Below are 13,697 nucleotides of genomic sequence, written 5' to 3' on the forward strand. Positions count from 1 at the left end.
GAGATGCATTCACTAGGATGACGATCAACATAGGTTTGCATTATGTAGTCAAACCATCCGAGATCTGGCTACATCATTGCAAGCGACCGCAGCAAGCCACTTCATACTTGAGTATGAGGGGCTAAGCAAGCCGCAAGGCGGCAAGGAGACGCTTATGGGTGATACAGACCGGAAGCTATTTGTGCTCGACACCAACATTCTTCTTCACGAACCCCTCGCCATCTACTCTTTCAAAGAACACGACGTTGTGATTCCAATGACCGTACTGGAAGAGCTTGATCGAATCAAAGACAGTAAACGCGATGTCGCGCGCGACGCACGTGTCGCTATTCGTGCCCTAGAGGCGATGTTTAAAGACGCCACTCCTGATGAAATTTCAGAAGGCATCCCGATCAATAAAGACCACGAATCAACTGGACATATTGCCATCTTGGCCGACTTTGAACTGCAAGAGACCGTCAAAGCCTTTGCCGACAAGGCAGGCGATAACCGAATTCTCAACGGCGTCCTGTACTTGCAAAACAAACGAGCGCCTCGTGAGGTCATCTTGGTGACGAAAGACATCAACATGCGTTTGCGGGCCAAAGGTGCGGGAGTTCGATTTGTCGAAGACTACCGAACAGACCAATTGATCGATGACGTCCAATACCTGACAAAAGGTTTCCAACAAATTGAAGGGGATTTTTGGAGTAATATCGAACAAGTGGAGAGCAAGAACCTTGCAGGCCGTACTTATCACACTCTCGATCGCGAGCCATTCGAACCTACCTACATTAATCAATACGTAATTGATGAAGAGAGTGATTTTGCTGGCCGAGTAGAGGAAATCGAACAAGACAAGATCACCATCAAGGATCTCAGCAGAGAACGCATGATGCACCGAAGAGCTTGGGATATCACGCCGAAAAATATTTACCAAGGTATGGCGCTAGATGCGCTACTCGATCCCGATATCGATCTGGTGATCTTAACGGGCGCCGCCGGTAGTGGTAAAACTCTTCTTGCTCTCGCATCTGCGCTGGAGCAGACCATCGAGAAAGGCATATTTGATAAGATCATTGTCACTCGAAACACGCCCGATATTGGCGAGGCTATTGGCTTCTTACCCGGCAGCGAGGAAGAGAAAATGATGCCTTGGCTTGCCGCCGTCACCGACACCCTCGAAGCACTACATAAGAATGATCACTGCACGGAAGGCTCGCTCAAATACATCTGCGACAAAGCCAATATTCAATTCAAATCGATCAACTTTATGCGCGGTCGCTCGATCCAAAACGCATTCGTCCTGCTCGATGAGTGTCAAAACCTCACCGCTTCACAGATCAAAACCATCATAACCCGCTGTGGTGAAGGCACTAAGATCGTCTGCTCTGGTAACTTAGCTCAGATTGACTCGCACTACTTAACCCCTGTGACATCGGGCTTAACCTATATGGTTGAGCGGTTCAAAAACTTCGAAGGCAGCGCCAACATTCACCTCAACGGCGTGGTTCGTAGCCGCCTAGCGGAATATGCGGAAGAGAATTTATAGTCACCTTTGCCGAGATATAATTCATATCTCGGCACTTATTTAAAATAACTATTCACAATTAGCAGTTGAATATGTTTAACTAACTCCATAAGATGAATTAACATTCAAGGACTGGAGTATGGCCTTTAATCTACGTAACCGAAACTTCCTCAAATTGTTGGATTTCTCGCCCAAGGAGATTCAATTCTTGCTCGATCTCTCTGCGGATCTGAAAAAAGCCAAGTATGCCGGCAGTGAGCAAAAGAAACTTAGCGGTAAAAACATCGCCTTGATCTTTGAGAAAGCCTCAACCCGAACGCGTTGCGCATTTGAAGTCGCCGCCTTTGACCAAGGCGCTCAAGTCTCTTACATCGGGCCATCAGGCTCACAAATTGGCGCCAAGGAGTCGATGAAAGATACCGCGCGTGTACTGGGCCGTATGTATGATGGCATCGAGTACCGTGGATTCGGGCAAGAGATCGTTGAAGAGCTTGGTGCGCATGCCGGTGTGCCGGTTTGGAATGGCTTAACTGACGAGTTTCACCCAACCCAAATTCTCGCTGATTTCCTGACCATGCTTGAACATGGTCGTGGCAAACAGCTCCACCAAATTAAGTTCGCCTACCTTGGCGATGCGCGCAATAACATGGGCAACTCACTGATGGTCGGTGCAGCAAAAATGGGCATGGATATCCGCCTTGTGGCGCCCAAAGCGTTTTGGCCACAGCAAGCGCTGGTTGATACCTGCCAAGCCATCGCGCAACAGACCGGCGCTAACATCACCCTAACCGAGAATGTCGAGGAAGGCGTGAAAGGCTGTGATTACCTCTACACAGATGTATGGGTATCGATGGGTGAAGCACCTGAAGCATGGGATGAACGTGTTGCCATGATGACACCGTATCAGGTCAACATGGATGTCATGGCCAAAACCGCCAACCCGCATGCCAAGTTTATGCATTGCTTACCAGCGTTTCATAATGATGACACCACCATTGGTAAACAAGTGGCTGAAAAATACGGCATGCAAGGCCTCGAAGTGACAGACGAGGTGTTTGAGTCACACCAATCGATCGTGTTTGACCAAGCAGAGAATCGCATGCACACCATCAAAGCTGTGATGGTAGCCACACTGGGTAGCTAAAACGCCGCGTCAGTCGACATAAAAAGGCTCGATGTAATCGCTTGCGTTAACAAAACTTCAGCGTATAATGCTCGGCAATTTGTCTGGAGGTAGTGACTCGATGCCACGTAATTCGTGCTCTAAAATGCGTATTACATTAGGTAAGCCAATGCGCTTACTGGTTGGGTATATCACTGTTTCCACCTGTTTTTAAAGCCTCCCTCAATGGGAGGCTTTTTTATTGCCTAAAATTCATGACTGGGAAGATGATTATGACAAACACGCTTTATAACAAGCACATTATCTCGATTCCGGAGCTCTCACGCGCAGAGCTGGAGTTGATTGTCAAAACGGCAGGTGATCTGAAAGCAGAGCAAAGACCTGAACTGATCAAAAATAAGGTGATTGCGAGCTGTTTTTTTGAACCATCAACCCGCACCCGCCTCTCTTTTGAAACAGCGATTCAGCGTATCGGCGGCAGCGTGATCGGCTTTGATAATGGTGGCAACACGTCTTTAGCGAAGAAAGGGGAAACGCTCGCCGATTCAGTACAAGTCATCTCATCTTATGTCGATGCATTCGTAATGCGTCATCCACAAGAGGGCGCTGCTCGTCTGGCGTCTGAATTCTCAAACGGTGTGCCTGTGATCAATGCCGGTGATGGGGCAAACCAGCACCCCACCCAGACGTTACTCGACTTGTTCTCTATCGCCGAAACACAGGGCCGCTTAGATAACCTCAATGTGGCCTTCGTTGGCGATCTGAAATATGGCCGTACCGTGCACTCGCTGACTCAAGCGTTAGCCAAATTCAATAATGTGCGCTTCTACTTTATAGCGCCTGAAGCGCTAGCCATGCCTGACTATATCTGTGAAGAGCTCGATGAAGCTGGCATTGCATACAGCCTACACACCGATATGGAGAGCGTGGTCCCTGAACTCGATATCCTATACATGACCCGAGTACAAAAAGAACGCTTTGATGAATCAGAATACGCCCACATTAAATCGGCCTACATTCTCACCGGAGCCTTGCTACAAGACGCTCGTGAGAACCTGAAAGTCCTTCACCCACTACCACGAGTTGATGAAATTACAGTCGACGTCGACAACACTCCGCATGCCTACTATTTCCAGCAAGCAGAAAATGGCGTGTACGCTCGTGAAGCCCTTTTGGCACTGGTTCTTAATCAAACACTGTAATAGGGAGAAAAAACAATGACAAAAGAAACTCAATTGCAGGTTGAAGCGATTAAAAACGGCACGGTTATCGACCACATTCCAGCCCAAATTGGCATCAAAGTGCTCAAGCTATTTTCGATGCATAAATCGCAGCAACGCGTCACGGTTGGTCTAAACCTCCCCTCTTCAGCGCTCGGCCACAAAGACCTACTGAAAATTGAAAATGTGTTTATCAGTGAAGAGCAAGCCAGCAAACTCGCCCTTTATGCGCCACATGCAACGGTCAATCAGATAGAAGACTACCAAGTGGTGAAAAAGCTGGCGTTGGAGTTACCCGAGCAGATCAACAACGTGTTCGAGTGTCCTAACAGCAACTGCATCAGCCACGACGAACCCGTAGAAACCAGCTTCAAGGTATTTGAAAAGCAACAAGATATTCGCCTTAAATGTAAATACTGTGAAAAAGTGTTCTCACGGGAAATCGTTACCGAGCGCTAAGCATTGTGCCCGCGACTCTCCCCGCCTGATTGGGCGGGGATTTTTACTTTACGCGCCAAATGATTCGCGGCAAACTGAAACATCTTAATTCAGCTAAACCCAAACAATGGAACATAACAATGACTAAAGTCCTGCATACCGAGTCTGCACCAGCAGCAATTGGCCCCTATGTACAAGGTGTTGACCTAGGCAACATGGTTCTGACTTCAGGCCAAATCCCAGTCAACCCTGCTACAGGTGAAGTATCTACCGATATCGCAGAGCAAGCGCGCCAGTCACTAGAAAACGTCAAAGCCGTTGTGGAATCGTCTGGTCTTACTGTTTCTGATATCGTGAAAATGACCGTATTCGTCAAAGATCTGAATGATTTCGGTACGGTGAATGAAGTGTACGGCAAGTTCTTTGACGAGCACCAAGTGGCTAACTACCCTGCGCGATCTTGTGTTGAGGTGGCACGTCTACCAAAAGATGTCGGCATCGAAATTGAAGCGATTGCGGTTCGCAAATAGTGCTTAGCTAATCGAGAAAAGCGAGCCGAGGCTCGCTTTTTTGTTTGTCTGTTCCCACTGAGATTAGTCGTACTGCTCACAGCCTTGATGGAGCTGTGGGTTGTCTACCAGATCTTGTACATCGACCGCCATTTGCTGTTGGGAAGACTGCTCTTCGATCAACACGCAGTTGGTCGTTCGATCGATCACCAATACTTTGCCAATCCCTTGCTGACACTCAACCAGCATCCCCTTTTTGATCTGACAGATGTCCATTATCACTCTCCTCTGCATCTATCAGTATTACGAGAAAGCATGAAAAGCGATCAAAAAAGCCGACTCGAAAGTCGGCTTTTAATCATTGAATAGGGTTTACTTGTTTACGAAGTCAACACCCGTCTGGATGTCACCATTCAGGGTTTCAAGCATGCCATCTAGCGCTGATTTTTCGAAATCACTCAGTTCGCCGTAGCTAAGGATTTCTTCTACCCCCTCTTTACCCAGCTTCACTGGCTGGGCAAAGAATGGCGCGTGCTCGCCGTTACCTTCAACGTAAGCGTACTCAACCACTTCTTCACCTTGCAGCGCTTTGACGAGTGCAAGACCAAAGCGACAAGCCGCCTGACCCATTGACAGAGTTGCACTGCCGCCACCCGCTTTGGCTTCAACGACTTCAGTACCCGCGTTTTGGATACGCTTAGTGAGCGCTTCCACTTCTTCAGCCGTAAACTCCACACCTTCAACTTGAGACAGTAGAGGCAGAATAGTCACACCAGAGTGACCACCGATCACAGGTACACGCACTTCACCAGGATCTTTATCTTTTAGACCTGCGACGAAGGTTTCAGAACGAATAACGTCAAGCGTAGTCACACCGAACAGACGGCGCTTGTCGTAAACACCCGCCTGCTTAAGAACTTCAGCGGCGATAGGTACTGTCGTGTTTACTGGGTTAGTAATGATGCCAACCATTGCTTTAGGACAAACGTCCGCGATGCGTTGAGCAAGAGATTTCACGATACCCGCATTCACGTTGAACAGATCCGCACGATCCATACCTGGTTTGCGAGCGACACCTGCAGAAATCAATACAACATCTGCACCTTCTAGAGCTGGTGTCGGATCTTCTCCGGCGTAACCTTTGATAGAAACAGGGGTTGGGATGTGGCTAAGATCCGCGGCAACACCAGGAGTCACAGGTGCAATGTCGTATAGAGCGAGATCTGAACCCGCTGGAAGACGGTTTTTAAGTAGAAGGGCTAGGGCTTGACCGATGCCACCAGCGGCACCAATAACAGCTACTTTCATCGTAGTTCTCCTTGAGAAGATTCTCTTATATATGTTTTGTAGGGCGGTTTAAAATCGGCTAAGCCCAAGCTAAACCAATCACAAGCTGATTACAATCAATTAACGTCAGCTTTGCGACCTTGCGCAATCCGATAAAAACGTGCTAGATAGTGGCGGCCATTATGCTGGGCTTCACCTTAAATGACAAAGGGTTAAGTCATTTTTATTGCCGTGATCTTGTGTCAGTTTACAGTGATACGTTAGACAGATTTGCCTCTTGGCATTGGCACTAAATGCATAGCTATGCGAAAATATTCACTTGCTTTTTATACTCACCAACATAGAAACGAAGCCATGCGCCATTCTGAAAAACAAGATAACCTCGTTCGCGCTTTTAAAGCCTTATTAAAAGAGGAACGTTTTGGTTCCCAAGGCGATATTGTTGAAGCTCTTAAAAATGAAGGGTTCGAAAATATCAACCAGTCCAAAGTGTCACGTATGTTGACCAAATTTGGTGCGGTTCGTACCCGTAATGCCAAAATGGAGATGGTCTACTGCTTACCTGCTGAGCTTGGCGTACCAACAGTGTCGAGTTCTCTGCGTGAGTTAGTGCTTGATATCGACCATAACAACGCATTGGTGGTGATCCACACCGGCCCAGGGGCTGCACAGTTAATTGCTCGCTTACTCGATTCGCTCGGTAAAGCAGAGGGCATCTTAGGTGTCGTTGCGGGTGACGATACCATCTTTATCACCCCTACTTTGTCCATTACCACTGAGCAGTTGTTCGATTCGGTGTGTGACCTTTTCGAGTACACAGGATGAGCCTCACCCTGTGAAAACTTCACATTCACGCCGTCAATTTAGCGGCGTGATTCAGATCACATCTTAAAAAAATCACCCCTTCGAACTAAATAAAACCTAAGCAATTGATTAATATAGCAATTGCAATCAAAACAATCCTGCCACATTCCCATCTCATCTAGGCATAATGACTATATTTTTTAACACCCGTGTAATTATGTGCCAATTTTTTGCTATTATTCAGCCACTTTTTCAACATATGGATTGAAAAAGATGCCGTTTCCAACATGAGGAAACTCCCCAAACAACTACACTTGTTTAGGGTTAATAATGAATAAGGAAGGGAAATTCATGGCATTGAACAAACTTATTAAAGTTGGTGCGATTGCAGCTGCCGTTATGGGCGCTGGCGCAGTTAACGCTCAAGAGTTCATCACTATTGGTACCGGTTCTGTAACAGGTGTTTACTACCCAACTGGTGGTGCAATTTGTAAGCTAGTTAACAAAGGTCGTAAAGAGCACAATGTCCGTTGTTCTGTAGAATCTACTGGTGGTTCAATCTACAACGTCAACACAATCCGCGCTGGCGAGTTAGATTTCGGTATCGTTCAGTCCGATTGGCAGTACCACGGTTACAACGGTACAAGTAAGTTTGCTGAGCAAGGCCCGTACAAAGAACTACGTGCAGTCTTCTCTCTACACACAGAACCATTCAACATCATCGCACGCAGTGACGCGGGTATCGAAAATGTTGCCGACTTAAAAGGCAAGCGCGTCAACATCGGTAACCCAGGTTCAGGTGACCGTGCAACCATGGGTGTTGTGATGGAAGCGATGGGCTGGACCAACGACGACTTTAAACTTGCGTCAGAACTGAAAGGCTCTGAGCGTTCTCAAGCTCTGTGTGACAACAAAATCGACGCATTCGTTTATGTGGTTGGTCATCCAAATGGATCAATCAAAGAAGCAACCACATCTTGTGATGCGAAGCTAGTATCAGCAACGGGTGCTAAGATCGACGAGATCGTAGCAAACAACCCGTACTACGCGTACAGCACCGTTCCAGCGGGTATGTACCGCGGTACAGACGCTGACGTAAACAGCTTTGGTGTTGCAGCCACTATGGTGACAACGACTAACGTGTCAGACAATGTCGCTTACAACGTAGCGAAGTCGGTATTCGAAAACTTCGATACCTTTAAACGTCTGCACCCTGCGTTCGCTAACCTGAAGAAAGAAGACATGGTGAAAGCCGGTCTATCGATTCCTTTGCACCCTGGCGCAGAGAAATATTACAAAGAGGTTGGTCTACTTAAGTAACCACTCTTTGGTCACCAAGGAGGCTCCCCCTCCTTGGTGGTAATTTTTACAACAATTCCCTACTTTGAGTTTTGCCTCTTAAAGCTCAACCTCTTTATCTCTAATAGCAAACAACTGAGCAATATTTCATCTTTTCACTACAATGAAAGATGCTAAATACAGGTTCTAATAATCATAAGTATACGAACCATTCATAATAAGGATTTAGTACATGTCGAAGACAACAACTCCGTCTCAAGATGTGCAAGAAATGGTAGCTCAATCCGATACAGGTGCGCGTGCCCCATCAGGGCTTGCAGGTCGCATCTTGTGGTTTGTGCCGCTATGTTGGTCACTATTCCAACTTTGGTACGCGTCACCTTTACCGTTTATTTTTAATTTTGGCGTACTTAACGACACCGAAGCGCGCTCGATTCACTTGATGTTCGCAGTATTCCTCGCGTTTACGGCTTATCCTGCGATGAAGAGCTCACCTCGCGACCATATCCCAGCGATTGACTGGCTATTGGCGCTTGCGGGCAGTTTCTCTGCGGCTTATATCTATATTTTCTACACTGAACTTGCCGGACGCTCAGGCGCGCCAACGTCATTGGATATCGTGATCGCAGTAACCGGCATGGTGTTATTGCTCGAGGCAACACGCCGCGCGCTCGGTCCACCTCTGATGGTAGTAGCAGCCGTCTTCCTACTGTACACATTCGGCGGTCCGTACATGCCAGATGTGATTGCGCATAAAGGTGCAAGCATCAATAAAGCCATGTCACACTTATGGCTGACCACCGAAGGGGTCTTTGGGGTTGCGTTAGGAGTGTCGACATCCTTTGTATTCTTATTCGTCCTATTTGGCGCTATGTTAGAACGCGCCGGAGCCGGTGCTTACTTTATTAAGGTGGCCTTTTCACTGCTTGGCCACATGCGTGGTGGCCCAGCAAAAGCAGCTGTGGTTGCTTCTGGCCTATCAGGCTTAGTGTCTGGCTCATCCATCGCCAACGTAGTGACTACTGGTACCTTTACCATTCCATTGATGAAACGTGTCGGTTTCCCGGGCACAAAAGCGGGAGCGGTAGAAGTGGCAGCCTCAACCAACGGCCAGTTAACACCACCGATTATGGGCGCGGCCGCTTTCTTAATGGTTGAATATGTCGGCATCTCATATGTCGAGGTGATTAAAGCGGCGATTTTACCAGCGCTGATCTCTTACATCGCTCTGATCTACATCGTTCACCTTGAAGCCTGCAAAGCGGGCATGACTGGTTTGCCACGCCGCCACAATCCAACCCTAATCGCGAGCTTACTCTCGTTCACTGGTACGATCCTTGGTTTATGCGTGGTCAGTGGCGCAGTGTACTACGGTGTGGGCTGGACCAAAGATGTGTTTGGTGAAGCGGCAACACCGATCGTCACAGTCGCTCTGCTACTCACTTACGTGGCCTTGGTGAATATCTCGGCAAAATACGCCAAAGAAGGCGCGATAGAAATTGATGCAGAGTTGACCGAAGTGCCTGATCCAGGTCCAACGATCAAATCTGGCCTGCACTACTTATTGCCAATCGTCGTGTTGGTATGGTGCCTGACGGTTGAGCGTTTTTCTCCTGGTTTGTCTGCTTTTTGGGCAACCGTGTTTATGATCTTTATCTTGCTTACCCAGCGACCACTTATGGCTCTGCTTGCCAAGCAAGGCTCACTGGTAGAACACACCAAAGCTGGTTTTGTGGATCTCGCAGAGAGCTTGGTCTCGGGCGCGCGCAACATGATCGGTATTGGTGTAGCGACGGCAGCAGCCGGTACGGTTGTTGGCGTGGTGACATTAACAGGCATTGGCCTTGTGATGACCGACTTTGTCGAGTTCATTTCAGGCGGTAATATCATTCTCATGTTGTTGTTCACGGCTGTGATCAGCTTGATCTTGGGGATGGGGTTACCGACCACGGCGAACTACATTGTTGTCTCCACTCTGATGGCTCCGGTTATCGTCACTCTTGGCGCTCAAAGTGGTTTGATCATCCCATTGATCGCGGTACACCTGTTTGTGTTCTACTTCGGTATTCTTGCCGATGACACGCCCCCGGTAGGTTTAGCCGCCTTCGCCGCGGCAGCGATTGCGAAGTCGGACCCGATTCGCACCGGTATTCAAGGGTTTACTTACGATATTCGAACCGCCATTTTGCCATTCATGTTTATTTTTAACACTCAATTATTGTTGATGGGAATAGACACATGGTGGCATTTAATGCTCACGATCATATCTTCCGTGATTGCAATGCTGATATTCTCCGCTGCAACGCAAGGTTGGTGGTTCACTAAGAATAAATGGTGGGAGACGTTACTCCTGCTTGCTCTGACCTTTACCTTCTTCCGTCCGGGCTTTTGGTGGGATCAAATCTATCCGGCCAAAGTTCAGCACCCTGGCACAGAGATCGCGCAAATTGCCGAAAGCCTAAACGTCGGTGAAGAGATTGAGCTGCTCGTCGCGGGTGAAAACCTAGAAGGCGATTACATCTCTAAAACCGTCCGTCTACCGTTTGACGATCAAGCTGAAACAGCGGATGAACGTATATCGTCAATGGGCTTGATGCTCAACAATGCCAACGGACGAATGATCGTCGACATGGTCGAGTTCGGCAGCCCTGCGGAGTCATCTGGTATCGACTTCGACTGGGAGATTCGTTCTGTGGTTGTCGACGCTGACCGTCCAATGAAAGAGTGGGTATTCCTACCAGCACTGATGCTGTTGATAGGATTAGCGTTAAATCAGAAACGACGCGCTCGTAAGGAACAACTGAGCGCTTAAAGAGTCAGCCCTACACGCGTGGTAGGGCTACACTTATATTATGAATGCAATCCACGCCGTTGACCGAACAAACGGTGACGGATGAAGAGAGATATGACCATGTACAAACAGATTCTCGTTCCAGTCGATTTAAACGACAAAGGCTTTTCAGACAAAGCGGTTGAGTTGGCGGTATGGCACGCTAAGCACTCCAATGCCGAAGTGCATTTGCTTAATGTTCTGCCCGGTATTCATATGTCGATGGTCGCCACTTACTTCCCCAAAGATGCGGCGATGAAGATGAAAACCGATGTCGAAAGCCAGTTGAAGGCGTTTGCAGCGCAGCATATTGCCGAAGATGTGGTCTACAAGGTACACGTTGCGGAAGGCAAACCTTACTCAACCATTCTTACCTACGCAGAAAAGCTAGGGGCGGACCTGATCGTCATGCCAAGTCACAAGCGTTCTAAGATAGATAAAGTCGTACTCGGTTCAGTCGCCAGCAAAGTCGTCAATAATTCCCCTATCAACGTACTGGTGGTGAAACCCCAAGGCTAACGACGCGAGTCTCACTGTGTAAGGCGCTCAATGAGCGCCTTTTTTGATTGGCTCGACCTATCAATCAAATCGGTACAACTCATTTTATATAATGCGAATAATTATCAATAATGTCTTTCATCAGAATCAACATGAGCGACCAAGATGAAAAAGACACTGACATTCGCATCTCTCCATTTTACGATTGCATTCACCGTGGCGTACCTACTGACGGGTGATCTTCTCATTGGTAGCTTGATCGCCATGATCGAACCCTCAGTGAACACCGTCGCTTTTTACTTTCACGAACGTATCTGGCAAAAAAGCCAAGCTCTGCAAACTTTGGCCCGTTCAGCAAAGGCGAAAACCACCAGCTTCGCCGTGGTACATTTTAGTGTTGCATTTGGTGTAGTCTACTTAATGACTGGCGATGCGTTTGTAGGCGGTATCATGGCAGCGATTGAACCTAGCATTAATACCTTTGCCTACTACTTCCATGAGAAAGTATGGCTACATAAGCAAGACACGACGCATCAATGGCAGTGCAGCCACGCTTACAGTGGGTAGTGGGAAACACACATATCTTTACTGAGACCAATGTGGAATCGTTGGCGTTGATCGTCGAGCGTCACTTCGAGCAAATACAAATCTTCCGCTTTTGGATTAGGGCAATCTGCATAAATCGGCGCTTCAATTTGAAATAGCGCACTCACGTGGTTATCGCGTACATCGATGGGTAAATGGTAGGTCATACCGTTGAATTTTACCGCTGCCGACACCAATCCAGCCGCGTAGGTCGTGTAATGCAAATCAACCAAAAACTCACAGCCACCACCATGATGCCAAATTTGCTCAGTCGCCACATGCTCTAGTCGCACATGGCGAATGAATTGCAGATAAGGGGCTTGCCACACTCCTATGCGAGAGTCACTGGGGTGATAGGGGCTCTGATCCAGCGGACAAAGTGCGACATCTTGCTCCTCAAGAAGGCAGTCCTGGTCTTGTTCAAGAAACAGGATTTCAAAGCGGTTTCTTCCAAGCTGTAAATAAGGGCGAATATCTTTTTTGTATACTGACTGGGACTGATCGCAATCAAACACCGCGACCCCATTAACCCTAACTTCAGCGTAATAGTCGATGCCAGATATGATCAGGTCAACCGCAGCAAACGCCAACATCGCTTCGTCAACTTCAATATCATGCATCAAGTGCCACTCTTGCTGAGCAATTTCTGACTCCGACAGCGTGTCGGGTAGCACATGACTCAACGGCGCAGGAAAGGTGATATCGTCTTGAGGAATCGATAAATCCGTCAGTGGAGAGAGTTGCCATAAGCCTGCAAGAGGGAGCTGCATAGTATCAAACTTGTCCTAGATCAAAGTTTGCCGATTATAAAGCCAGACGCGGTTTAAAAGATAGTAAAGCAATGCAACAAAACAAAAATACCAGCCAAATGGCTGGTATTATAAGACAGGTAGACGGAGTCAAAAATTACTCTTCGTCATCCTCTTCTTCAGGATAAAGTGCATCTTCACCCTCGTAGTATGTTCCCCAGCCATCATAAATAATGTCATATTTTTCAGCCAGGTGGACTAATTTTTCTACTTGCTCATCGATAGCTTCAGCGTTAAGTTTTGATTCCATAGTCGCATCGCAACAGAGCAGTTTGTTGCCATCTTCGTCTTCTGTTTCTTCAGCTTCGAGTACTTCGAACCCCATCTTGAATGCTTCAACAACGGCTTTTTCTAACGTATTAAAATCTTCAGCAAACAGGTGATGTTCAATGTCATATAGAGCGTCAGGATCACTGCCATCTTCTAATAAAGCTTGAATGATATCGCGAGTATCTTCTTTTTGAACTTCAATTAACTCTTCAACCGATAGATATTCATCTTGTTGAGACATATGCCGTGCTCCAGATAATGACAAAATTGATCGTAACTAACAGCGGTGAAATATCGCATGGATCCAGCAAAATTACTACCTGAAAAAGGATCCGAACCCGATCTTTATCGCCCCGACACCTCAGTCTCTCGCGAGATCGAGTTCACAACAATAAAATTTAACATTTTTTTATCAAAGCCGGATTTCAGAACATTCTCTCTATTGTTTACTTGCTGCTAACCACTACTGTTTATGCGTTTTTATCTGGTTAGCATGCATATCCGAGATTTCAAAC

General features: G+C 47.3%; 14 protein-coding genes. 10 read left to right on the plus strand and 4 right to left on the minus strand.

Annotation, left to right across the window (positions count from 1 at the left end; all coding sequences use genetic code 11):
- The first annotated feature begins 154 nt into the window (after positions 1–154).
- The 5 genes from FCU94_RS11695 to FCU94_RS11715 all read left to right on the plus strand — a co-directional run bounded on the left by FCU94_RS11695 (position 155) and on the right by FCU94_RS11715 (position 4,821).
- A complete protein-coding gene (locus FCU94_RS11695) occupies positions 155–1,531 on the plus strand; it encodes a PhoH family protein (RefSeq protein WP_176288714.1) in 1,377 nt (458 codons plus the stop codon).
- 118 nt (positions 1,532–1,649) lie between these two features.
- On the plus strand, positions 1,650–2,654 hold the full coding sequence (gene argF, locus FCU94_RS11700) for an ornithine carbamoyltransferase (RefSeq protein WP_176288715.1): 1,005 nt from the start codon (positions 1,650–1,652) through the stop codon (positions 2,652–2,654).
- Positions 2,655–2,905: 251 nt separating this feature from the next.
- The gene (gene pyrB / locus FCU94_RS11705; protein WP_176288716.1) at positions 2,906–3,835 is read left to right on the plus strand and encodes an aspartate carbamoyltransferase; all 930 of its coding nucleotides are present in this window, start codon (positions 2,906–2,908) and stop codon (positions 3,833–3,835) included.
- A gap of 15 nt (positions 3,836–3,850) precedes the next feature.
- Positions 3,851–4,312: an aspartate carbamoyltransferase regulatory subunit gene (gene pyrI, locus FCU94_RS11710; protein ID WP_176288717.1), complete on the plus strand. Its 462-nt coding sequence runs from the start codon at positions 3,851–3,853 to the stop codon at positions 4,310–4,312.
- Positions 4,313–4,431: 119 nt separating this feature from the next.
- A complete protein-coding gene (locus tag FCU94_RS11715) occupies positions 4,432–4,821 on the plus strand; it encodes a RidA family protein (protein WP_176288718.1) in 390 nt (129 codons plus the stop codon).
- 63 nt (positions 4,822–4,884) lie between these two features.
- On the opposite strand, the gene FCU94_RS11720 is transcribed toward FCU94_RS11715, so the two are convergent.
- Positions 4,885–5,076 carry a hypothetical protein gene (locus FCU94_RS11720; RefSeq protein ID WP_176288719.1) on the minus strand — a complete coding sequence of 64 codons (192 nt, stop codon included), beginning with the start codon at positions 5,074–5,076 and terminating at the stop codon, positions 4,885–4,887.
- A gap of 96 nt (positions 5,077–5,172) precedes the next feature.
- Positions 5,173–6,108, minus strand: coding sequence for a malate dehydrogenase (gene mdh, locus FCU94_RS11725; RefSeq protein WP_176288720.1), 936 nt, complete (start codon positions 6,106–6,108; stop codon positions 5,173–5,175).
- A gap of 333 nt (positions 6,109–6,441) precedes the next feature.
- On the opposite strand from mdh, the gene argR reads away from it, so the two are divergent.
- From argR to FCU94_RS11750, 5 genes are all read left to right on the plus strand, one after another.
- Positions 6,442–6,912, plus strand: a complete 471-nt coding sequence (argR, locus tag FCU94_RS11730; protein ID WP_176288821.1) for a transcriptional regulator ArgR — start codon at positions 6,442–6,444, stop codon at positions 6,910–6,912.
- 330 nt (positions 6,913–7,242) lie between these two features.
- Complete coding sequence (locus tag FCU94_RS11735) at positions 7,243–8,211, plus strand: TAXI family TRAP transporter solute-binding subunit (protein WP_176288721.1); 969 nt, start codon at positions 7,243–7,245, stop codon at positions 8,209–8,211.
- A 211-nt stretch (positions 8,212–8,422) separates the two neighbouring features.
- Positions 8,423–11,002 (plus strand): TRAP transporter permease, encoded by a 2,580-nt coding sequence (locus FCU94_RS11740; RefSeq protein WP_176288722.1) that lies wholly within the window; start codon positions 8,423–8,425, stop codon positions 11,000–11,002.
- A gap of 99 nt (positions 11,003–11,101) precedes the next feature.
- The gene (locus tag FCU94_RS11745; protein ID WP_176288822.1) at positions 11,102–11,539 is read left to right on the plus strand and encodes a universal stress protein; all 438 of its coding nucleotides are present in this window, start codon (positions 11,102–11,104) and stop codon (positions 11,537–11,539) included.
- Positions 11,540–11,683: 144 nt separating this feature from the next.
- Positions 11,684–12,085, plus strand: a complete 402-nt coding sequence (locus FCU94_RS11750) for a DUF2061 domain-containing protein (protein WP_176288723.1) — start codon at positions 11,684–11,686, stop codon at positions 12,083–12,085.
- Here FCU94_RS11750 and FCU94_RS11755 read toward each other — a convergent pair.
- Positions 12,073–12,873 (minus strand): glycosyl hydrolase 2 galactose-binding domain-containing protein, encoded by an 801-nt coding sequence (locus tag FCU94_RS11755; protein WP_176288724.1) that lies wholly within the window; start codon positions 12,871–12,873, stop codon positions 12,073–12,075. The genes FCU94_RS11750 and FCU94_RS11755 overlap by 13 nt on opposite strands.
- Positions 12,874–13,009: 136 nt before the next feature.
- Entirely contained in the window at positions 13,010–13,423 is a 414-nt protein-coding gene (gene rraB / locus FCU94_RS11760) for a ribonuclease E inhibitor RraB (RefSeq protein WP_176288725.1), read from the minus strand.
- Between the last annotated feature and the right edge of the window lie 274 nt (positions 13,424–13,697).

It is taken from the genome of Vibrio sp. JPW-9-11-11, assembly GCF_013369335.1.
GTDB lineage: Bacteria > Pseudomonadota > Gammaproteobacteria > Enterobacterales > Vibrionaceae > Vibrio.